This is a genomic window from Falsiroseomonas algicola, from assembly GCF_011040385.1.
Taxonomy (GTDB): Bacteria; Pseudomonadota; Alphaproteobacteria; order Acetobacterales; family Acetobacteraceae; genus Falsiroseomonas; species Falsiroseomonas algicola.
This window is the reverse complement of record NZ_JAAIKB010000005.1, coordinates 305,183-326,895: the sequence shown is the minus strand read 5'-3', so window position 1 is coordinate 326,895 and position 21,713 is coordinate 305,183. Positions and strand designations below refer to the sequence as shown.

The window sequence follows — 21,713 nt, the reverse complement described above, 5'->3', positions numbered from 1 at the left end:
GTCGGGTGGTCGGCTCAGCCGGCGCCGAGAGCCCAGAGCAGCACGCCCTTCTGCGCGTGCAGGCGGTTCTCGGCCTCGTCGAACACCACGCTTTGCGGGCCGTCCATCACCTCGTCGGTGATCTCCTCCCCGCGATGGGCGGGCAGGCAATGCATGACGATGGCGTCCGGCGCGGCGCCGCGCAGCAGGCCGGCATTCACCTGGTAGGGGGCGAGGAGGTTGTGGCGGCTGATCTGCGCCTCGCCCTTCTCATCCGACATGGAGACCCAGGTATCGGTCACCACGCAGCGCGCGCCGGCGACGGCGGCGTGGGGGTCGGCGGTCAGCTCGATCCGCGCGCCCTGCTGGCGGGCCCAGTCGATCAGCTGCGCGGGGGGCGCGAGTTCGGGCGGCGTGGCCAGGCGCAGCGTGAAGTCGAAGCGCGCCGCGGCCTGGATGAAGCTCTGGGCCACGTTGTTGCCATCGCCCGTCCAGGCCACGACCTGGCCGGCGATGGGGCCGCGATGCTCCTCGAAGGTCATGATGTCGGCCATCAGCTGGCAGGGATGGGAGACATCCGTGAGGCCGTTGATGACGGGGATCGTCGCGTGTTCCGCCAGCTCGCGGATCTTCGCCACATTGTCGGTGCGCAGCATGATGGCATCGACGTAGCGGGACAGGACCTTCGCGGTATCGGCCGGCGTCTCCCCCCGCCCCAGTTGCATGTCCCTGGAGGACAGCACGATGACGTCGCCGCCGAGCTGGCGGATGCCGACCTCGAAGCTGACGCGGGTGCGGGTGGAGGGCTTCTCGAAGATCAGCGCGACGGATTTCCCGGCCAGCGGCTTGCCCTGCACCTGCCCGCGCTTGGCCTGCTGGCCGAGATCCAGCATGCGCCGCAGCGTCGCGGCATCATGGTCCATCAGTTCGAGGAAATGACGGGGAGCGGCCTTGCCGCCCCCCGCCACGCTTTTGAGTGCCACGCTCATGGGGCCACGCTCACTTCGCCGCGACCTGCGCCTGGGACGGGGTCATGCGCAGGCAGGCGCGGTCGAGCAGGGCCAGCGCCTGCTCCACCTCGGCCTCCGTGATGATGAGCGGCGGCGCCAGGCGCAGCACGTTCATGCCCGCGGCGACGGTCAGCAGCCCCTCGGCGACGCAGGCGCCCTGCATCTCCCCGTTGTTGACCTCCGGCCGCAGCTTGAGGCCGAGCAGCAGCCCCGCCCCCTGCACGCCGGCGATCACCGCCGGGTGCTTCTGCGCGAGGTCGAGCAGCCCGCGCCACAGCACGCGGGCCACGCGATCGACCTGGTCGAGGAAGCCGGGCGCGAGCACCACGTCCAGCACGGCATTGCCGGCCGCGCAGGCCAGCGGCCCGCCGCCATAGGTGGTGCCATGGGTGCCGGGCTTCAGGTGCTTGGCCACCTTCTCCTTCGCCAGGATGGCACCCAGCGGGAAGCCGCCGCCGATGCCCTTGGCGGAGGACATGACGTCCGGCTCGATCCCGGCCCATTGATGGGCCCAGAGCTTGCCGGAGCGGCCCATGCCGGTCTGCACCTCATCGAGCGCCAGCAGCAGGCCGAACTCGTCGCAGACGGCGCGGAGTTCGCGCAGGAAGCGGAGATCGGCGGGGCGGACGCCGCCCTCCCCCTGCACCGGCTCGATCATGATGCCCGCGGTCTGCGGGCCGATGGCATCGCGCACGGCATTCATGTTGCCGAAGGGCACATGGTCGAAGCCCTGCACCGGCGGGCCGAAGCCGGCCAGGTACTTCTCGTTGCCCGTGGCCGACAGCATGCCGAGGGTGCGGCCGTGGAAGGCGCCCTCGAAGCAGATCATGTGGAAGCGCTCGGGGTGGCCGTTCTCCGCATGGTATTTGCGGACGGCCTTCACCATGCCCTCGTTCGCCTCGGCGCCCGAATTGCAGAAGAAGACGCTGTCGGCGAAGGAGGCCGCGACGTGGCGCGCCGCCAGCTGCTCCGCCTGCGGCACGCGGTACAGGTTCGAGACGTGCATGACCTTCGCCGCCTGCTCCGCGATCACCTTCGTCAGGTGCGGATGGCCATGGCCGAGGCTGCTGGTCGCGATACCCGCGCCGAAATCGAGGTATCGTCGCCCATCCGCCGTCCACAGCCAGGCGCCCTCGCCCCGCTCGAAGGCGAGGTCGGCGCGGTTGTAGGTCGGCATCAGGGCGGGGATCACGGGATCCATCCTCCTTCGGTCCGCACGGCCCGGGGCGTCCATTCGCCAGGGCAGGCGCGGAAGCGGAGGAAATTGCACGAAAGAGAGGCGCGGGTCAAAACAGGGAGGCACAAAAAAAGGCCGGTCCCTTGCGGGAACCGGCCTCTTCCGCACGCCAGCGATTACTGGCGGACGCCGCCGCTGTTGGACGGGTAGGCGCCGGAGGTGTTGGAGCCCGTGGCGCGGTCATAGGCGCGCTCCGCCGCCGTGCCGGGCGGGTTGCCCGGACGGCCATCCGACTGGGACGGGTAGGCGCCGGAGGTGTTGGTGCCGGCGGCCCGGTCCAGCGCGCGCGTGGCGGCGGTGCCGGAGGGGTTGTTGCCCGTGCCGTCCGCGCTGGTGGGCGGGCTGCCCGTGGCGCGGTCATAGGCGCGCTGCGTCGCGGTGGAGGGCGGGTTGCCCGGACGGCCATCCTGCGGGTTGGCGCAGGCGACGAGCGGCGCGAGCGCCACCATGGCGAAAAGGGTGCGTTTCATGCTCAGGGTTCCTGGCAGGGCGTTGATCTGGCCTCTTGGCGCGCCCCGCGCCCGCCGGAGGCGGCCCGCCGCGACTGCGACGGGCCCGAACGGGGGTGGCGGATCAGCCGCGACGGTTGTTGTCGTAGTTGAAGGCCGGCAGCGCCTGCAGCCCTTCCTTCGTCGCGCCCTGCAGCATCCAGCGGTTGCGCTCGGCATTGTGGGTCAGGCGCTCATAGGGGACGGCGACCAGGCGGGCGCCGATGCCAAGGAAGCCGCCGACCGAGATGACCGCCACGGGCTGGCCGCCGGCCGAGGGGACGATGAGGTCGTCGACCTCGCCGATGCTCTCGTTGTTCTCGTTGTAGACGGTGGAGCCGATCACCTGGCTGGCGCGGCGCCCATCGCGGAGGCGGAGGCTGTCCACAGCCATGCCGGGCGTGGTCGCGCCAGTCGCGCTGGCACCGGCGGCAGGGGCATTGCCCGTGGCGCGGTCGATGGCGCGGCCGGCGGCGGTGCCGGGCGGGTTGTTGCCGGTGCCGTCCGCGTCGGTGCGGTTGCCGGTCACGGCATCGAGCGCACGCTGCGTCGCGGTGGAGGGCGGGTTGCCGGGCGTGCCGTCGGAGGGGCTGGTCTGCGTCGTCTGCGGCTGCTGGTTGGTGCCGGGGGAGTTGGGCTGACCGAAGGCCAGCACGGGCGCGGCGCAGAGCGCGGCCGCGGTCGTCATAGTGAGGATCGTCTTGCTGGTCAGCATGGCGTGGCGTCTCCGGGGGGTGGCGCCGCGGGTGGTTGCCCCCCGCGATCGGCCACCCAACGCGGCCATGGTCGCGATGGTTGCGATATCCGCTTCGTCAACCGCTTGGGAGGATCACCATGCCTGCTGTCAGGCGCGCAGCCGCCACCCCCGGCGCACCAGCCGCAGCGTCACCAGCCACAGCGCCAGCGTGGTGGCGGAGAGCGCCAGCAGGCCGAGCAGCGTGTGTCCCTCCGCATGGCCGGCGATGCCGGCGCGGAAGCCATCGATCATCCAGAAGAGCGGATCGGCATGCGCCACCGCGCGGAAGGCGGGCGGCAGGCGCTCCACCGAATAGAAGGTGCCCGACAGGAAGGCCAAGGGCGTGATGACGAAGTTGGTGATGGTGGCCATCTGGTCGAATTTCTGCGCCCAGAGCCCGGCCAGCACGCCGAGGATCGCCATCAGCGTCGAACCCAGCGCGGCGAAGGCCAGCGCCGTGAGCGGCGAGGGCACGGAGAAGCCGACGATCGGCCACATCGTCGCCAGCACCACCGCCGCCACCGCCAAGCCCCGCAACGCCGCGCCCGCGACCAGGCCGCCCAGGAGCGCCGCCGGCGGCAGCGGCGCCATCAGCAAATCCACGATGTTGCCCTGCACCTTCATGATGATCAGGGACGACGCCGAGTTGGAGAAGGCGTTCTGCGCCAGCGCCATGACCACGAGGCCGGCGCCGAGGAATTCGAGATAGGGGATGCCGCCGACCTCCTTCTTCGTCTCGCCGAGCGCAAGCACGAAGACGGCGAGGAAGAGCAGCGTGGTGACGACCGGCGCGCCGAGCGTCTGCGCCCAGACCTTGAGGAAGCGCTTCGTCTCCCGCGCCGTCAGCGCGAGGAAGCCGCGCCAGGCGGGATGGCCGGCATCGATGGGAGAGGGGGTGAGGGTCGCCATGAGGGCGCGGACCATGGCAGAATACCGCCATGGCACAAGAGCGGCGCCGCCACGCCAGACCCCCCGCCGGTGAACGCCGCGAACCCCGCCCGCCCGGACCGCCGCCGAACGCCATCCGGTTGCAGGAGGCGGCGGTGGCGCATCTCGCGCGGTTTGCGGCGACGGAGGCCGGGCTGCGGCGCGTGCTGATGCGGCGCGTCGATCGCTGGAAGCGCGCGGCGGAAGCCTTCGGGATGCAGGACACGGAAGCGGCGGTCGCCGCGGGGAAGCAGGCGGCGGCGGAGGTGGCGAAGAAGATGGTCGCCACCGGCAGTGTCGATGACGCGGCCTTCGCCGAAAGCCGGGCGCGGCGGCTGCTGCGGGGCGGCAAGTCCCGCCGCGCGGCGCTGGCCCACCTGGCGGCCAAGGGTGTGGATTCCGAAACCGCCGCGGCGGCGCTGCCGGAGGGCGAGGAGGCGGAACTCGACGCCGCGCTGGCCTTCTGCCGCCGCCGGCGGATCGGGCCCTTCGGCACGGCGGAGCCGGGGTTGGAGGAACGGCGGAAGGCCATGGCGGCGCTGGCGCGGGGCGGCTTCGGGCGGGATGTCGCGGCGCGGGCGCTCGGCATGGAGCCCGGCCTGGCGGAGGACCGGCTGCTGGCGGCGCGGCATTCGTGAGCGGCAGCGAGGAGCGTTCGCGCGGGCGCGTGATCTTCACGCGGGACGGGGTGCGGCGGGGGGCGGTGACCTCCGTGCCGCTGCTGATCGGGATGGTGCCCTTCGGCCTGGTCATCGGCGTGCTCTCCGCCGCCAAGGGGCTGAGCTTCGCGGAGGCGGTGCTGATGAGCACCTTCGTCTTCGCGGGTGCCGCGCAGCTGGTGGTGCTGGAACTCTGGACCGATCCGGCGCCGATCCTGGCCGCGACCATCGCGGCGCTGGTCGTCAACATCCGCATGGCGCCGATGGGCGCGGCGCTGGCGCCCTGGCTCGACAAGCTGCGGGGCTGGAAGCTGTGGGGGACGCTCTCGACCCTCGTCGATCATTCCTTCGCGCTCGGCATCGCGGAACAGCGGGCGGGCGGGCGGGATGCGGGGTTCCTGCTGGGGGTGGGGCTCTGCATCTGGGTGGGATGGGTCGCGACCGTCGCGGCGGGGCATCTCGGGGGCGGGCTGGTGCGGGTGCCGCCGGGGCATCCGCTGTTCTTCGCCTCCATCGCGGCCTTCCTGTCGATCCTGGTACCGCTGTGGCGCGGGCCGAGGCTGGATCTGCTGCCCTGGGGGGTGGCGGCGCTGGTCGCCATCGCGGCGCATCGCGCGGCACTGCCGGTGCCGCTGCCGCTGCTGCTGGGCAGTTTCGCCGGCGCGGGGCTCGGCGCCTGGATGGAGATGCGCGGGCGCGGGATGCCGGGATGGAAGGACGCGTCCCGTGGCTGAGATGTGGGTGGTCCGCTGGGACGTGCTGGCCGCCATCACGGGCATGGCGCTGGTGACCTATGCCTGCCGGGCGGGCGGCTATGCCGTGCTGCGGGCCGTGCGGCCGCCGCCCTGGGTGGAGATGGTGCTGCGGCACCTGCCCGGCTGCCTCTTCGCCGCCTATGTGGCGCCGCCGCTGCTGGCGCTGGGCTGGCCGGGCTGGTGCGGCGCGGCCGTGGTGGTGGGCGTGCAGGTCACGACGCGCAACATGGGCGCCGCGATCATCGCGGGGATCGCGGCGACCTGGGGGTTGCGGCTGATCGCGGGGTAGTGGCACGCCACCCCCGGGGTAGGCGCGCCTACTGCCGGTCGATCCGCGCGCGGTCGATCACCTGGTTCCAGCGCGCGACCTCGCCGGCCACGAAGCGCCGCATCTCCTCCGGCGCATTGGGGGCGACGCGGGTGCCGAGCGCTTCCAGCCTCTCCTTCACCGCGGGGATGGCGACGGCGCGGCGGAGCTCGGCGTTCAGGCGTTCGACGATGGGCGCCGGCGTGCGGGCGGGGGCGGCGAGGCCGACCCAGGACACGACCTCGAAGCCCGGCGCGGCGCTGGCCACGGTCGGCACCTCCGGCAGGGCGGGCCAGGGGGTGGCACTGGTGACGCCGAGGGCACGGACCGTGCCGGCGGCGATGCCGGCGCCCGTGACGGTCACGCTGTCCACCATCATGTCGATGCGGCCGGACAGCAGGTCCGTCAGCGGCTGGGTGCCGCCGCGATAGGGCACATGGGTCAGGGAGACGCCGAGCGTCTGCGCCAGCAGTTCGCCCGTCAGGTGCTGCGTCGATCCGACGCCAACGGAGGAGAAGGTGAGCGCGCCCGGGTCGCGCCGCGCGCGTGCCGCCATTTCCGCGATGGAGGTGATGGGGCCGTCCGCGCGCGTGGCGACGACAAAGGGGAAGACGGAGACGGTGGAGATGAAGCTGAAATCCTCGATCGGGTCGAAGCGGTGCGAGCGGTAGAGCGCCGCGGAGACGGCGTGGCCGCCGGTCAGCAGGATCAGCGTGTGGCCATCGGGCCGGGCGCGGGCGACGGCTTCGCTGGCGATGTTGCCGCCCGCGCCGGTGCGGGCTTCGACGACGACGGGCTTGCCCAGCGCTTCGGCCAGCGGGGCTGCGATGACGCGCGCGATGACATCGGCGTTCCCGCCGGCGCCGAAGCCGTGCATCAGGGTGATGGGCCGGTCGGGCCAGGTCTGTGCGAGGGCTGGCGTGGCGAGGGGCGCGAGCGCGGCGGCGAGTGTCGCGCGGCGGGTGATGGTGGTCATTCCTTGTCGTTCCTCATTCTTGTTGATTGAAGGCGGGGTCCGGGGGGCGCCACGCCCCCCGGCGGAGCGCGAGGCAGCGCCTCGCACCTATTCGTTCTGTGCCACGTCGAAGCTCACCCCGAAGCGGAACCGGTCCGCGCGGTAGTCGATCTCCACCAGGTCCAGCACGCGGCGTTGCGCATCCTGGCTGATGCCGGTGAAGAAGAGGATCGGGCTGAGCGGCGGCACGCCGAGCAGGCGCGTGACGTCGGGACTGCCGAGGCGCGCTTCCACGCTGTTCTCGATGCGCGCAACGGGCAGGCCGAGTGCGTCGCGCAGCACGCGCGTCATCGGCCAGCGTGCGAGCCGGTCGAGCGGCACGCGGCGACCGTGCTCGACGGGCAGCCAGTTCACGGCGTGGCTCACGACCTCGCCGGCGTTGCGGCGCAGGCGGCGGAACATCGAGAGCACCGAGGCACCCGGAAAATGCGCGGCGAGGCGCGGCGGCACCGGGACCTCCGCCTGTTCCAGCAACTCGAATTCCTCCGCGTCATGCTGCGCGAAGTGGGAGGCGAGGGAGCCGCGGAGTTCGAGCGGCGGCGCGGTGGGGGCGTCCGCCGCCACGAAGGTGCCGCGGCGGCGGTGGCGGGTGATGACGCCATCGGCCTCCAGCGGCCGCAGCGCTTCCCGCACCGTCACCACGCCGACGCCGTAGTGGCGCGCGAGTTCGGCCTCCGTCGGCAGGCGCAGCGCCTGGTTCGGGCGTGGCCTGGCGCGGATGGTGGCGAGGAGGTGCTGCTGCAGCTGGTAGCGCAGCGGCAGGTCGCGGTCGAAGCTGGCGGGGGCGGGCCACAAGGTCCCGTCCCCTGTCTCCAGGCTCATCGCGGGCGGAATTCGCGCGCCAGGCCGTCCCAGCAATCGGGGTAGCCCGTATCCATCAACTCCAGCGAGGAGGCGTAGCCGGTGGCGTTCATGGGGTAACGCGTCTCGAACATGAAGGCCATGGTACCGGAAAGGCGCTCCGGCTTCAGCTCGCGGTTCGAGGCCTTTTCGAAGGCCTCGGTATCCGGGCCATGGGCGATGAGGGCATTGTGCAGGCTCATGCCGCCGGGCTTGAAGCCTTCGGGCTTCGCGTCGTACTGGCCGTAGATCAGGCCCATGAACTCGCTCATGACGTTCATGTGGTACCAGGGCGGCCGGAAGCTGTCCTCCATCACCACCCAGCGCTCCGGGAAGATGACGAAATCGACGTTCGCCGTGCCGGGCGTTTCGGAAGGCGACGTCAGCACCGTGTAGATCGAGGGATCGGGATGGTCGAAGAGCACCGATCCCACGGGCGAGAAGCGGCGGAGATCATACTTGCAGGGCGCGAAATTGCCGTGCCAGGCGACGACGTCGAGCGGCGATTGCGCGAGCTCCGTCGTGTAGAGCTTGCCCTGCGACTTCACCAGCAGCTCGCAGGGTTCCTCCCGATCCTCATAGGCCGCGACGGGCGTCAGGAAGTCGCGCGGATTGGCCAGGCAATTGGCGCCGATCGGGCCGCGTTCGGGCAGGGTGAAATAGGCGCCGTAATTCTCGCAGACATAGCCGCGCACGGGGCCGTCCGGCAGGTCCACCTTGAACTTCATGCCCTTCGGGATCAGCACGATCTCGCCGGGCGCGGCGTGTAGCTTCCCGCACTCCGTGAAGACCTCGATGGCGCCGGTCTGCGGCACCAGCAGCATCTCCCCATCCGCATTGTAGAAGTAGCGGTTATCCATGGAGCGGTTGGCGAGATAGACGTGGCTGGCGATGCCCGCCTGCATCTGCGCGTCGCCGCAGGTGGTGATGGTGCGCAGGCCCTGGATGAAATCCGTGGGCTCCGTCGGCATCTCGATCGGGTGCCAGCGCAGCTGGCCGATCGGCAGGTCGCTCTCATCCCGGCAGGGCGCGGTGCGGATCAGGCCGGCATCGACGCGGCGGAAGCCGTTGCCGTGCCGGACGCTGGGGCGGATGCGGTAGAACCAGGTGCGCTTGTTGGCATGGCGCGGCGCGGTAAAGGCGGTGCCGCTGAGCTGTTCGGCATAAAGGCCGCGCGGCGCCTTCTGCGGCGAATTGCGGCCAACCGGCAGCGCACCGGGCACGGCCTCCGTCGCGAAGGAATTGGCGAAGCCGGTCATGTAGGCCAGCGAGCCATCGGTGGGGGAGAGCACCGCCTCGGAGGGCGGCATCAGCACGGTGTCGGGCATGGTCGATCCTCCGTTCGTGTCAAAGATGCCTGCCGCCATCGACGAGGATGGCGGTGCCGGTGGTCAGCCGCAGATGGGTGGCCGCCGCCATGATGGCGAGTGCGACGTCATCGGCCTCCGCCACCGTCTTGAGCGGCGTGGTCGCGGCCTGGCGCTCCACCCCTTCCCGCCCGCGGCCCGGCACGAAATCGGTCGCGACGGCGGCAGGGGAGACGCTGATGATCCGGACCTCCGGCCCCAGCACCCGGGCCAGCGACATGCCCATCGTGTCGAGCGCCGCCTTCGACGCGCAGTAGGCGATGGAGGAGCCAAGGCCGGTGGAGGCGGAGAGCGAGGAGACGTTCACCACCACCGCATCGCCGCCCCGCTTCATGAGCGGCGCGAAGGCGCGGATGGTGGAGAAGGGGCCGCGCACATTGGTGATCAGGATGCGGTCGAAGCTGGCATCGTCCAGCCCCTCCAGATCCGCATGCGGCACCGCGCGCGTCACGCCGGCGGAATTCACCAGCACGTCGCAGCGGCCATACTCCGCCTCGACCTTCGCCGCCGCGTCGCGGATGGCGGCGCTGTCCTCCATCGGGATGCGGAGCGCGAGGTGCCGGCCCGGCAGTTCGGCGACCAGCGCCGCCGCGCGATCCGCGCCGCCATTGTAGCCCACCACGACGGAAGCGCCGGCGGCGGCCAGGCGGCGGACGGTGGCGGCGCCGATGCCGCTGCTGCCGCCCGTGACGACCGCGATGCGCCCATCCAGCCGGTATTCGCCCTGCCCACCCTGACGCAGTGCCCCGCTCATGCGCTTCCTCCAATCCTTCTATGGATAGGATGAATACGCGACAGCCTGACCGATGGTCAACGAGGCATTCAGGCCGCCGCCCGCGCCAGGGCGCTGTCCAGCGCCATGGCCAGTTCCGCCAGGCTGAAGGGTTTCGCCAGGCGGAGCGGGCCGGGCCCGTCCGGCCAGGGTCCCGCATGGCCGCTGGCGAGGATGACGGGCAGGCCCGGATGCAGCGCGCCGATGCGGCCCGCGAGTTCGGCGCCCGTCATGCCCGGCATGGCGAAATCCGTGACCACGGCGCGGAAGGGCTCCTGCGCCGCATCCAGCATCGCCAGCGCATCCTCCGCGCAGGTCGCGGTGGCGACCTCGTAGCCCAGCTCCTCGATCAGCGCGGCGGTGCTGTCCAGCACCAGCGGTTCGTCATCCACCAGCAGCACGCGCCCGGTGCCGAGCGGCGCGGGCTGTTCCGCCGCCACCGTCGCCGGCAGCGCCTCGGTCGCGGAGACGGGCAGCCAGAGCGTGCAGGTCGTGCCCTCCCCCGGCGTGCTGTCGATGCGGAGCGCGCCGCCGGACTGGTGCGCCAGGCCATGCACCATGGACAGGCCGAGCCCCGTCCCCTGCCCGGGCCCCTTGGTGGAGAAGAAGGGCTCCACGGCGCGGGCAAGGGTGGTCGCATCCATGCCATGCCCGGTATCGGCGACGGCGACGGAGAGGTAGCGGCCCGGCGGCAGCCCGGCGGGGGAGCTGGCCAGGGCGACCGTCAGCTCGATCCGCCCGCCTTCCGGCATCGCGTCCCGCGCATTGACGACGAGGTTGATGAGGGCGAGTTCCAGCGCGTGCGGATCGACCCGCGCGGCGGGCAGCCCGGGCGCGACACGTGTCGCCACCGTCACCCGCGGCCCGGCGGAACGCGCGATCAGGTCGCGCAGCCCTTCCAGCAGCGCGGCGAGATCGACGGCGGAGGGCTTGAGGTCCTGCCGCCGGGCGAAGGCCAGCAGCCGCTGCGTCAACTGCGCGCCGCGCTCCGCCCCCAGCGTCGCGGCATCGAGGTGGCGGATGACGGCAGGCGGCGGCGCCTCCCCCAGGCGCTTGCGGGCCAGGGCCAGGTTGCCCATGACCGCCATCAGCAGGTTGTTGAAGTCATGCGCCACGCCGCCGGTCAGGCGGCCCAGCGTCTCCATCTTCTGGGCTTCCAGCAGCTGCGCCTGCGCGACCTTGAGGTCGGTGACGTCGCGCGCCTCCGGCACGAGGAGGGAGACGATGCCGTCCTCGTCCCGCACCGGCTTGATGGAGAAGTCGACCGTGATGAGGGTGCCATCCGCGGCGCGCATCCGCGCTTCCCGCCGCACGAAGCCGCCTTCCGCGGCCTGGCGGATGGCGGCGCGAACGGCCTCCTTCTCCTCCTCCGGCCACCAGGGGGCTTCCCAGGATTTGCGGCCGGTCATGCTGGCGGCCTCCGCGCCGACCAGGCGCAGCAGGGCATCGTTCGTCTCCAGCACCGTGCCATCCGGCGACAGCAGGCCGATGAACTGGAAGGTGGCGTCGAAGATGCCGCGGAAGCGGGCCTCCCCCTCCCTCAGCCGGGCGTTGGCGTCGGCCAGCGCGCGGGTGCGTTCGGCGACGCGGCGTTCCAGCATGGCGTTGGCTTCCGTCAGCGCCAGCGCCTGCCGCCGCCGCGCCGTGACGTCGAGCGCGATGCCGAGCAGGCGCCGCGCCTCCCCGTCGATCGCGCGCCGCACCTCCGCCCGCACGCCGATCCAGCGGGGATCGGCGGCCTCCCCACCCGCGGGGCCCCTCCGGGGCGCCAGGCGGAACTCGATGTCGAGCGGCGCATCGCCACGCACCGCGGCGGCCAGCGCCTCGGCCAGCGCCGGCCGATCCTCCGGATGCACGGCGCGGAGCGCGGCGCGGGTGGAGACGCGGCGGCGGATGCGCAGCCCCCAGGCCAGGAAGACGTCGCCGATCAGCGTCAGGCGACCATCGCGCAGGTCCCAGTCCCAGAGCCCGATGCCGCCGGCCTGTTCCGCCAGCCGCAGCCTGGCCTCGCCTTCCTGCACGGAGGCCAGCAGGTCCTCCCGCTCCGCCAGCGCGAAGGCCAGCGCGCTGCCACGCTCCTCGGCGGAGGACAGCGCGGCCGCCTCCCGCCGCGCGGCGCGCAGCGCGGCACGGGCCAGCAGGCCGGCGATGGCGATGGCGGCGCCGAAGAGCAGCCCGTTGCGCAGCAGCCGCCCGTAGAAGGGGGCGAGGACATGGTCGCGCGACACGGCGGCGACCGCCACGAGGGACTGGCCGGGCGTGCTGCTCCAGGCCAGCAGGCGTTCATTGCCATCCGGCCCCCGCTCCTCCCGCCGCCCGATCGGGCCCGGCAGCGGGTCCGGGGAGGGCAGCACGGCACCGACCGGCGGCAGGGGCCATTGCATCACGCGCGTGCCGTCCTGCCGGGACAGGCGCAGCATGGCGCCGGGGCCGAGGGCCAGGCCACCCGCCACCTGGCTCATATCGGCGCTGCTGATGGCGACGACGACGACGGCGGCGAGCGCGCCCCGCTCATCCCGCCGCGCGCGGCTCCAGGTGAAGTACCAGCCGGTCTCGGGCCGGGTGTAGATCATGCCGGAGATGTGGTCCCGGCCGCCATCCAGCAGGGGCGCGAAATAGGGCCGCCTGCCGTAGTCCTGGCCCAGCAGCAGCGTGCCCTCGCTGCTGGCGGCGACATGGCCCTCGGCATCCATGATCCAAAGCTTGGAGACTTCCGGCGTGCCGGCGACCAGGGCGGCGAGCAGCGGCTGGCGCCGCTCCCCCAGTTCCTCCAGCCCATGGCGATCGATCAGCGCTTCCACCCGTTCCGCCGTGATGGCGGCGATGCGCAGCACGCGGTCGGTGTGCTGGGCGAGCAGCGCCGCGGTGTTCTCTGCATCCGTCCAGCCCTGTTCCAGCGTGGCCTGCCGATCCACCAGCACGGTCGCGCCGAACAGCCAGGTCGCGATCAGCGCGAAAGCGGCCAGGCTCAGGGCAAGCCATCGCCCGCCCCGCGCCACCGGGCGCCCCCGCCCCGCCAAACGCCCCGCCGTCTCCGCCACGCCGCTTCCCTTCGCAGTGCCTCGTGCCGGCGTTATCTAGACCGAGAAACGGAGCCGGCACACGTTCGTTAGGGCGAAGCCGGAACATTGGAGGGGCAGGCATGACGGACGGAGAGGCTTGGGGGGCGCTGCTGGCGCTCGGCCGCCAGCCGGGTGCCGCCGCCATCCGGTCCAGGCTGGATGCCGATCCCGGGCGGGCCGCCACCTTCACCCACCAGGCCGCCGGGCTGACGCTCGACCTGTCCCGCACCGCGCTGACGCCGGCGGTGCTCGATGCGCTGCTGGCCCTGGCGCGGGCGCGCGGCGTGGCGGCCTTCCGCGACTCCATGGCGGCGGGCCAGGCGGTGAACGGCACCGAAGCGCGCGCGGCGCTGCACATGGCGCTGCGGGGGCCGGAGGGCGCCTTCCGGGCGGGGTCGGAGGACGCCTCCGCCGCCGTGCACGGCACCCTGGCCGCCATGGCCGGCTTCGTGCGGGCGGTGCATGAGGGGGAGATCCTTGGCGCGCGCGGGGACCGCTTCACCGATGTGGTGAATATCGGCATCGGCGGCTCCGACCTCGGCCCCGCCATGGTGACGCGGGCCCTCTGGCAGACCGGCATGCCGATGCGGGCCCATTACCTCGCCAATGTCGATGCCCATGCGTGGGAGGCGCTGCGCCCCACGCTCGATCCCGCGCGGACCTTGGTGCTGGTGGCCTCCAAGACCTTCACGACGCAGGAGACCATGGCCAATGCCGGGCTGGTGAAGGCCTGGCTGGCCGCTTCACTGGGGGAGGAGGGCGCCCGCGGGCACCTGGCGGCGCTGTCCACCAACCTGCCCGCGACGGCCGCCTTCGGCATCGCGCCCGACCGAGTCTTCGGCTTCCGGGACTGGGTGGGCGGACGGTTCAGCCTGTGGTCGGCGGTCGGGCTCTCCATCGCGCTGGCCTGCGGCATGGGGGCGTTCCAGGGCCTGCTCGCCGGCGCCCGCGCCATGGACGAGCATTTCCTGGCGGCGCCGGAGGACGCCAACCTGCCGCTGCTGCTGGCGGCGACCGAGGTCTGGCACGTCAATGCGCTGGGCTACCCCGCCCGCGCCGTGCTGCCCTATGACGAACGCCTGGCGCGCTTCGCCGCCCATCTTCAGCAGCTGGAGATGGAAAGCCTCGGCAAGCGGGTGACCGTGCAGGGCGCGCCGGTGGCCCACGCGACGGGCCCCGTGGTGTTCGGGGAGCCGGGGACGAACGCGCAGCATTCCTTCCTGCAGCTGATCCACCAGGGCACCACGCCGGTGCCGGTGGATTTCGTGCTGGTGGCGCGGCCGGACCACGGTCACGCCGCAAGCCACCGCATCCTGCTGGCCAATGCGCTGGCGCAGGCGGAGGCGCTGGCCCGTGGGCGGACGGAGGCGGAGGCGCGGGCGGAGATGCAGCGTGCCGGGCTGCCGCCGCACGAGATCGATCGCCTCGCCCCGCACCGCACCTTCCCGGGCGACCGGCCGAGCGTGTCCATCCTTCTGCCGGCGCTGACGCCGGAGAGCCTCGGCGCGCTGGTGGCGCTCTATGAGCACAAGGTGGCCTGCCTCGGCGCCTTCTGGGGGATCAACCCCTTCGACCAGTGGGGCGTGGAGCTGGGCAAGCAGCTGGCGGGCGGCATCCTGCCGGCGCTGGCGGGGGATGCGCCGGCCAGCGATGCCGCGACCGCCGCCATGGTGGCGGCGATCCGGCGGCTGCAGGGCTGATCCTACCTGGTCGCGACGATGTCGCGGATGGCGTCGTAGCCGACATTCACGGCGCCCATCTTCAGCGTGACCGCGCCATCGACGCGGGTCGCGCCGGTGACGGTGGCGGTGACGGTGTGGTCGATATCGACGCGACCGCCATCGCTGGCCAGGCCCGTCACCGTCAGGCGATAGCTGCCATCGTCGCGCTGCCGGCCGCGCGTATCCTTGCCGTCCCACTGCCAGCTGCCGGCGGCGGTGCCGAGGGCCACGGTCTGGCTGCGCACCAGGTTGCCCGTGGTGTCGCGGATCTCGATCCGGGCGGAGCGGGCGGCGCCGGCGGCGGGCAGGTTCACCGTGGCGCCGCCGTTCTGCAGCGGCAGCCGGTCGGAGGCCACCGTCACGCGGTTCCCGACCAGCGACGCCGCCTGGCCGAGCTGCCCGGCCTGCTGCAGCGACAGCAGCGATTGCAGCGTGCTGTTGGTGTTCATCTGCTGCTCGACGGTGGAGAACTGCACCAGCTGCTGGGTCAGCTGGTTGGCATCCATCGGCTGGGTCGGGTCCTGGTTCTGCAGCTGCGTCGTCAGCAGGCGCAGGAAGGTGTTGAGGTCCGACGACAGGCGGTTGCTGTTCGCGGTCGCGGCGGTGCCGGAGGTGGTCCGGCTGGTGGTGGCGGTGATGCTGCCGCTCATCGCGGTCCTCCTTCAGACGGCAAGGTCAAGGAGGCCGCGATGCGCGGCCCCCTGGCGAGGGATGGCGCCCAGCCGGGTCAGCGGGCCGCCGAGCTCCGCGGCCCGGTCGGGCTGGCTGCGCTGGGCCTGGGCCTGGGCCTCGGCCTGCGATTGCTCCTGCGCCTGCCGCTGGTCCCGCGCCGCGCCGCCATCGCTGAGGCCGAAGGAGAGGCTGGTGCCGCGCTCCCCGAGCCCGGCATCGGAGAGCGCGCGTTCCAGCTCCCGCGCATCGCGCTGCAGCAGGGCGAGGGTATCGGCACGCTCCGCCGTGACGCGGACCAGCGCCTCGCCCCGGCTGCGGTCGATCGAGACCTCCACCCGGCCGAGTTCGACCGGGTCCAGCGTCAGCGTCAGGGAGGAATCGCCGCCAAGCGCCAGGGCGACGGCGAAGGGCGCCACCTGGCGCGCGGGCCAGGCGGCGGGGGTGGCGGGGGCTCGCGCCAGCAGGGGCGGCGTGCGCGGGGCGGGATCGGTGGGGGCGGAGGGCTGGGCGGGCGGCGTCGCGGCCTCGGCGCGGGGTTCCGCGGCGCGGTGGTCGGCGGGGCGATGCGCGGCCTCGGCGAGGCGGAGATCGGCCGCCGGCGCTTCCGGCTGGATCGCGGTCGCCGCATCGGTGGCCGGTGCCGCGGCGGGGATGCCTGGTGCCGGGATGGCGTCAGCCTCCGGCGGAAGATCGAAGCCGGGCGCGGCTGGCAGGGGGGCGGGATCGGTGGCGGATGCCTCCGCCGCGATGGCGCCGGGCGGGGTCGGAGCGGTGGGGGCCGGTGCCGCGGCCGGGGCCGCCCTCGGGTTGGCGGTCGCGCCAGCCTGGGCAGCGGTGGCGGCCGCGAGCGTCGCGGCGCCCGTGGGGGCGCCCGTGGGGACGCCGGTGGTGGCGACCGACACGACGGCGGCAGCGGTCTCTGCCGCGGGCCCGCCCGTCGGCGGCGCGTTGGCTGGCACGGCAGGGGATGGCCGCGCGGGATCGCCCATGGCCAGCGCCGGGGCCTGAGCTTGCGGCCCAGGCCCGGCGGGCGGCGCGGGGCCCTGCGTGGCGCCCAACCCCGGCGCCTGTGCGGGTTCTTCAACGGATGGCGACGTGGCTGCCTGCCCTGGGGCCGGTCGATCGACCGCGGCAGCGGAGGTGGTGACGGAAGGCGCTGCCTCCCCAGGCGCGGCGGCATCGGCCGCAACGGCGACGGGCGCTGCGCCGGGGTTGGCCTGGCCCGGATCAGCCGGCGCCGACGTGCCCTCGGACGCAGGGCGTGACGGCCCGGCACTGCCCGGGGTTGCGGTGCCGGGGGTCGCGGTGCCGGGGGATGGGACGCCGGGTATCGATGGTGCGGGCGAGTCGGCGGCTGCCTCCGCCGGGGCAGCCGGCACGGGAAGCTCCATCGCGGTGGGTGCCGGCCCCTCGACGGGGGAAGCCGGACCGGCGGGCACGGCAAGGGCCGGCTGCCCCGGCGCCACATCCGGCGTCGGAGACGGCGCTGCCTCCGGATCGCCCGTTTGCGGCATCGCGGTCGGGGCCAGTGGCGCGGGGGCCGGGGCGGCTCCGGGCGGGGATGGCGTGGCGGGGGACGGGGCGGTGGGCGCCGCGACCGGCGGCAGGGCGGCTGCCAATGTCGGCGGCAGGCCGGCCAGCGCCTGCTCGATGGCCAGTGGCGTGACCGGCTCGGCCAGGGGGATGGTGGCGGGCAAGGCGGGGGCAGCGTCGCCGCCGGGCACGGGGATCGCGTCCTCGGCCACCGCCTCCCCGGCAGGCTCGGCCGGCGCTGGAACCGCGGCCTCGGCCGAAGCAGGCACCGCCGCCGCCTCGGTCGCGGCGGGCTCCGCCGCCGGCGCGGCCTCGGGCGCCGGGGCGCCCTCCCCCGCCACCGCGGCGTCCAGCACCTGGCCGAAGCCGCCGGGCGTCGCGGCCGGCCGTTCCGCCGTGCGGCCCGGCGGGTTCACGGACAGGGTCGGCGCGGTGGCGGCAAGCGGCTGGTCCATGGCCGGGCCCCAGCGCAACGACCATGCCAGGGCGGCGGCGGCCGGCGGCGGCAGAAGCGGGTTCCTGCCCGGCAGGATCTGCCGGCACCGGGCAGGCTTGGCCCGGCCGGCGGGCCGATGGCGCTGGCACGGCGGTTGCGCTGGCCCCCGGGACCGGGTTCGGCGACGGCAACGACGCTGGCCCCCACCCCTTGCGGAGTACCAGGGACATGTCGCTGCTCGGCTCGATGACCACCGCGATCAGCGGGCTTGCGGCGCAGGCCCGCGCGCTGGGCCATGTCTCCGACAACGTGGCCAACAGCCAGACGGTCGGCTTCAAGCGCACCGACACCAACTTCACCAACTGGCTGACACGGTCGAACCTGCGGCTGAACATGCCGGGCTCGGTGGAGGCGCGGCCGGACTACACCAATACGGTGCAGGGCACGATCGAGCAGGTGGAGAACCCGCTGGCCATGGCGATCGCCGGCCAGGGCTTCTTCTCCGTCGCGCAGTCGCGCGGGGGCTCGGGCGCCGACGTGATCTTCGACGACCGGCAGATGTTCACCCGCGCCGGCGACTTCGCCATGGACCGCGACGGCTACATGGTGAATGGCAGCGGCTACTACCTCGAAGGCTGGAAGATGCTGGCGACCGGGGAGCCGGACCGCACCACGCTGGCACCGATCCGCGTCTCCGAGCTGGTCTACAACCCCGTCCCGACCGGGGAGATCAACCTCGCGGCCAACCTGCCGAGCAACGTGGATGCGGTGGCCGCGATCCCCGCCGCGGCGCCCTGGGCGCCGGTGGAGGATCCCGTCAGCAGCGTGATCCAGATCTATGACGCGCTCGGCAACCAGCAGCAGGTGACGCTCGACTGGTGGCGGCTGGATACCGACACCTGGCGGCTGCGCATCACGCCGGAGAACGACACGCTGAACCCCGCGGCCGGCCGCTTCGTCGATGTGCAGTTCGGCGGCCAGATCGCCGCCGGCCCGCCGGTGGTGACGGCGGCGCCCGGCACCATCTCCTCCATCACCACCATCGCCAACGCCACGGGCACGACGCCCGCGCCGGCGGAGGCGGGCGACAACGCCTTCCTCGGCTTCAGCGTCGACTACGGCTACGGGAACCAGGACGTGCAGATCAATCTCGGCGGCTTCGGCGTGCCGACGGGCCTGACCATGTATGCCGGCACCGAATACACGGTGCGCGACCTGTCGCAGGATGGCGTGCCGCTCGGTTCCTATTCCGGCGTGACGGTGCGGGAGAATGGCGACGTCGCGGTGAACTACGACAATGGCCAGACGCGCATCGTGGCGCGCGTGCCGGTCGTGGCCTTCAACGATCCCGACAAGCTGCAGCGCCTGGACGGCCAGGCCTTCCTGCGCACGGTGGAAAGCGGGGAGGCGCGCGTGACCGATGCCTCCACCAACGGGGTCGGCAAGCTCGTCACCGGGTCGGTGGAGCGGTCGAACGTGGATATCGCCGCCGAGTTCTCGAAGCTCATCCTGGCGCAGCGCGCCTACACCTCCAACACGCGCATCGTGACCGCGAGCGACGAGATGCTGCAGGACACCATCAACATGAAGCGCTGAGGCGGCGACCCGGCAGGATTGACCGATGGGCCTTGACCTCGCCTTCACCGTCGCGCGCAGCGGGCTCCGGCTGCTCGAGAAGCAGATGGCGCGCGCCTCCAACGACATCGCGAATGCGGGTGTCGCGGGGCATACGCGCAAGGTGCTGGAAGGCACCACCATGACGGCGGCCGGCACCGGCATCGGCGTGAAGAGCCAGCCGGCGGCACGCGACGTGGACCTGGCGCTGATCGCGGCGCAGGACCGCGCGAAGGGCAACGTGGCGGCCGGCGCGCTGCGGGAGGATCTGCTGCGCGGCGTGGAGGCCGCGCATGGATCGCCCGAGAATGGCGACAGCATCGGCGGGCTGATGGGCGGGCTGCGCGACGCGATCGTGGCGCTGCGGGAGGCGCCGGCGGATGCGATCCGGCGCGGCGATGTGGTGAGCGCGGCGGAGGACCTGGCCGCGCGGCTCAACGGCGTCTCCGCCGCGATCGGGGAGGCGCGGCAGCAGGCGCAGGACGCGATGCGGACGGAGGTGGCGTCGCTGAATGCCAACCTCTCCGCCATCGCCGGCCTGAACGAGGCGATCCGGCAGGAAGCCGCGGCCGCGCGCAGCACGGCGGAGCTGGAGGACCAGCGCGACGGGCTGATCGGCGCGGTGGCGGAGAGCATCGACATCACCGTCATCCGGCGTTCGACCGGGGAGGTGACGCTGATCGCCCGCGGCGGCATCACGCTGCCGCTCGATGAAGGGAGCCAGCCCTTCTCGCTGGACGATGCGACCGTCGGCTCCGGCGCCTGGCACGGCAATGGCGGCACGCTGCCCGGCGTGATGCTGGACGGCATCGACGTGACGCGGCGCCTGGCCGGCGGGCGGCTGGGTGCGGCGGCGGAACTGCGGGACGCGACGCTGCCGCGCATGCAGGCGGAGGCCGATGTCGCGGCCTCCCAGCTCGCCTACCGCATGGAGGCGCAGGGCCTCCGGCTCTTCACCGACGATGCCGGCACGGTGCCGGATGTGACGCAGCCCTATGCCGGCAGCGCCATGGTGGGCTTCGCCGGCGCCATCCGCGTGAACCCGGATGTGGTGGCGGACCCGTCGCTGGTGCGCGACGGCACCCATGCGGTGGCGGCGGCGCCGGGCGGGCCCACCGCCTTCACGCCGAACACGGCGACCGGGCCGGCCGGCTTCTCCACCCTGCTCGACCGGCTGCTGGATTTCAGCTTCGGCGCCGAACTGGCGGCCGGCGTCGCGCAGCCAGGCTTCGCGACCGGCGGGCTCGGCCCGGATGGCACGCTTTCCTCGCCCCTCAGCGGGCTGCGGACGCTGGAGGAATACGGCAGCGCGCTGGTGGCGGAGCAGGCCGGCACGCGCGCCGCCGCCACGGCCACGAAGGAACGGGCGGAGGGGCTGCGGGACGTGCTGGGATCGCGCCTGCAGGAACGGTCCGGCGTCGATGTGGACAAGGAGGTGGCAGCGATGGTGCAGCTGCAGACGGCCTATGGCGTGAATGCGCGCGTGATCTCCACCATCCAGGCGATGTGGGACGCGCTGTTCGGCGCGGTGCGCTGATCATGTCGACCATCTCCATGATCGGCGGCATGGCGCTGGAACAGGCCTCCATGCGGGCCCGGATGGACGTGATCTCCCGCCAGGTCAGCACGGGCCAGCGGGGGGTGGTGCATGGCGACCTCGGGCTCGATGCGCGGCGCGCCATCGACCTCAAGGTGGAGATCGCGAAGCGGGAGGTCTTCACGGAGGCCGCCGACCGCGCGCTCGCGCGCACCGATGCCACCCAGACCGTGCTGAACCGGCTGCACCAGCTGTCGAGCAACGTGGCCTCCGAAGCCCTGCGGGCGCGCACGCTCGGCTCGGTCTCCGTCGAATCGCTGGCCGACATCGCCCGCGCGGCGCTTGAGGAGGCGGCGGCGCTGCTGAACACGAAGCACGGCAATGAATACCTGTTCGGCGGGTCGGACGTGACCAACCCGCCGGTGCCGGATGCCGTGAACATCGCGACCGGGCCGATGGCGACCGCCATCGCCGCTTCCGTCGCCACGCTGGACCCGACCAATGCCGCGACGGTGCTGGCCGATACGCAGGCGATCGCGACCGACCCGGCGACCACCCCTTTCTCTGACTTCCTGGAAGGCGACGGCACCACGGAGGCGCGGCGCGCGCTGCAGGTGGCGGATGGGGAGCGCGTGTCGATCGGCGTCTTCGCCAACCGCGACAGCGCGGATGAGGTGACGGAATCCTGGGGGCGGGAGCTGCTGCGCGGGCTGGCGGTGCTGGCTTCCGTCACCCAGGCGCAGTTCCAGGCGGGCGATGGCTGGGATGACCTGCTGGAAGGCGCGACCGCCATGCTGGATGGCGCCACGGATGGGCTGGCGGCGGAACAGGGCAAGCTCGGCTCTGCCGCCTCCCGCATCGATGCCGCGCGGGAACGCCATGCGGACCTGGTGGTGGCGCTGCGCACGCAGTTGGGCGACGTGGCGGAGGTGGACCTGGCGCAGGTCTCCGCCGAGCTGGCGCAGGTGAAGGAACGGCTGGAGGCTTCCTACACCGTGACGACGATGGTCTCCCGCCTCTCGCTCGCGTCGATGCTGGGCTGAGGC

At 73.0% G+C, this 21,713-nt stretch carries 19 protein-coding genes; 7 read left to right on the top strand and 12 right to left on the bottom strand.

Annotated elements, in window-relative coordinates; genetic code table 11:
- Positions 1-14: 14 nt before the first annotated feature.
- The 5 genes from argF to G3576_RS15055 form a co-directional block, all read right to left on the bottom strand.
- Positions 15-968 (bottom strand): ornithine carbamoyltransferase, encoded by a 954-nt coding sequence (argF, locus tag G3576_RS15075; protein WP_164695232.1) that lies wholly within the window; start codon positions 966-968, stop codon positions 15-17.
- A 10-nt stretch (positions 969-978) separates the two neighbouring features.
- Positions 979-2,181 (bottom strand): aspartate aminotransferase family protein, encoded by a 1,203-nt coding sequence (locus G3576_RS15070; protein WP_328729159.1) that lies wholly within the window; start codon positions 2,179-2,181, stop codon positions 979-981.
- Positions 2,182-2,342: 161 nt separating this feature from the next.
- A complete protein-coding gene (locus G3576_RS15065; RefSeq protein WP_164695230.1) occupies positions 2,343-2,696 on the bottom strand; it encodes a hypothetical protein in 354 nt (117 codons plus the stop codon).
- A 103-nt stretch (positions 2,697-2,799) separates the two neighbouring features.
- Positions 2,800-3,429, bottom strand: a complete 630-nt coding sequence (locus tag G3576_RS15060; RefSeq protein WP_164695229.1) for a PRC-barrel domain-containing protein — start codon at positions 3,427-3,429, stop codon at positions 2,800-2,802.
- Positions 3,430-3,558: 129 nt separating this feature from the next.
- Positions 3,559-4,374: an ABC transporter permease gene (locus G3576_RS15055; RefSeq protein WP_235951946.1), complete on the bottom strand. Its 816-nt coding sequence runs from the start codon at positions 4,372-4,374 to the stop codon at positions 3,559-3,561.
- Positions 4,375-4,388: 14 nt separating this feature from the next.
- Here G3576_RS15055 and G3576_RS15050 point away from each other — a divergent pair, with 14 nt between their 5' ends.
- The 3 genes from G3576_RS15050 to G3576_RS15040 are packed head-to-tail and all read left to right on the top strand — an operon-like array spanning position 4,389 to position 6,080.
- Positions 4,389-5,015, top strand: coding sequence for a RecX family transcriptional regulator (locus tag G3576_RS15050; protein WP_164695228.1), 627 nt, complete (start codon positions 4,389-4,391; stop codon positions 5,013-5,015).
- Positions 5,012-5,770: an AzlC family ABC transporter permease gene (locus G3576_RS15045; protein ID WP_328729156.1), complete on the top strand. Its 759-nt coding sequence runs from the start codon at positions 5,012-5,014 to the stop codon at positions 5,768-5,770. The genes G3576_RS15050 and G3576_RS15045 overlap by 4 nt, the downstream gene beginning before the upstream one ends.
- A 1-nt stretch (position 5,771) precedes the next feature.
- Positions 5,772-6,080 carry an AzlD family protein gene (locus G3576_RS15040; RefSeq protein WP_164695343.1) on the top strand — a complete coding sequence of 103 codons (309 nt, stop codon included), beginning with the start codon at positions 5,772-5,774 and terminating at the stop codon, positions 6,078-6,080.
- 28 nt (positions 6,081-6,108) lie between these two features.
- On the opposite strand, the gene G3576_RS15035 is transcribed toward G3576_RS15040, so the two are convergent.
- From G3576_RS15035 to G3576_RS32585, 5 genes are all read right to left on the bottom strand, one after another.
- Positions 6,109-7,074 carry a tripartite tricarboxylate transporter substrate binding protein gene (locus G3576_RS15035; RefSeq protein ID WP_164695227.1) on the bottom strand — a complete coding sequence of 322 codons (966 nt, stop codon included), beginning with the start codon at positions 7,072-7,074 and terminating at the stop codon, positions 6,109-6,111.
- Positions 7,075-7,161: 87 nt separating this feature from the next.
- Positions 7,162-7,935: a GntR family transcriptional regulator gene (locus G3576_RS15030; RefSeq protein ID WP_164695226.1), complete on the bottom strand. Its 774-nt coding sequence runs from the start codon at positions 7,933-7,935 to the stop codon at positions 7,162-7,164.
- Positions 7,932-9,281, bottom strand: a complete 1,350-nt coding sequence (hmgA, locus tag G3576_RS15025) for a homogentisate 1,2-dioxygenase (RefSeq protein ID WP_235951944.1) — start codon at positions 9,279-9,281, stop codon at positions 7,932-7,934. Before hmgA ends, G3576_RS15030 begins: the two co-directional genes overlap by 4 nt.
- A 19-nt stretch (positions 9,282-9,300) precedes the next feature.
- A complete protein-coding gene (locus G3576_RS15020) occupies positions 9,301-10,074 on the bottom strand; it encodes an SDR family NAD(P)-dependent oxidoreductase (protein WP_164695225.1) in 774 nt (257 codons plus the stop codon).
- 68 nt (positions 10,075-10,142) lie between these two features.
- Positions 10,143-13,133, bottom strand: coding sequence for a PAS domain-containing protein (locus G3576_RS32585; RefSeq protein WP_164695224.1), 2,991 nt, complete (start codon positions 13,131-13,133; stop codon positions 10,143-10,145).
- Between the two features lie 101 nt (positions 13,134-13,234).
- On the opposite strand from G3576_RS32585, the gene pgi reads away from it, so the two are divergent.
- Positions 13,235-14,854 carry a glucose-6-phosphate isomerase gene (gene pgi / locus G3576_RS15010; protein WP_164695223.1) on the top strand — a complete coding sequence of 540 codons (1,620 nt, stop codon included), beginning with the start codon at positions 13,235-13,237 and terminating at the stop codon, positions 14,852-14,854.
- A gap of 2 nt (positions 14,855-14,856) precedes the next feature.
- Here the strand turns inward: pgi and G3576_RS15005 are convergent, their stop codons facing one another.
- Positions 14,857-15,525 (bottom strand): flagellar hook assembly protein FlgD, encoded by a 669-nt coding sequence (locus G3576_RS15005; RefSeq protein ID WP_164695222.1) that lies wholly within the window; start codon positions 15,523-15,525, stop codon positions 14,857-14,859.
- 12 nt (positions 15,526-15,537) lie between these two features.
- Positions 15,538-17,535 carry a flagellar hook-length control protein FliK gene (locus tag G3576_RS15000; protein WP_164695221.1) on the bottom strand — a complete coding sequence of 666 codons (1,998 nt, stop codon included), beginning with the start codon at positions 17,533-17,535 and terminating at the stop codon, positions 15,538-15,540.
- 209 nt (positions 17,536-17,744) lie between these two features.
- Between G3576_RS15000 and G3576_RS14995 the strand changes: the two genes are divergently transcribed.
- From G3576_RS14995 to G3576_RS14985, 3 genes are read left to right on the top strand one after another with little or no spacing between them, the layout of a single operon-like run.
- A complete protein-coding gene (locus tag G3576_RS14995; RefSeq protein WP_164695220.1) occupies positions 17,745-19,112 on the top strand; it encodes a flagellar hook protein FlgE in 1,368 nt (455 codons plus the stop codon).
- A 25-nt stretch (positions 19,113-19,137) separates the two neighbouring features.
- Positions 19,138-20,667, top strand: a complete 1,530-nt coding sequence (locus G3576_RS14990; protein ID WP_164695219.1) for a flagellar hook-associated protein FlgK — start codon at positions 19,138-19,140, stop codon at positions 20,665-20,667.
- 2 nt (positions 20,668-20,669) lie between these two features.
- The gene (locus G3576_RS14985; protein ID WP_164695218.1) at positions 20,670-21,710 is read left to right on the top strand and encodes a flagellin; all 1,041 of its coding nucleotides are present in this window, start codon (positions 20,670-20,672) and stop codon (positions 21,708-21,710) included.
- Positions 21,711-21,713 lie beyond the last annotated feature (3 nt).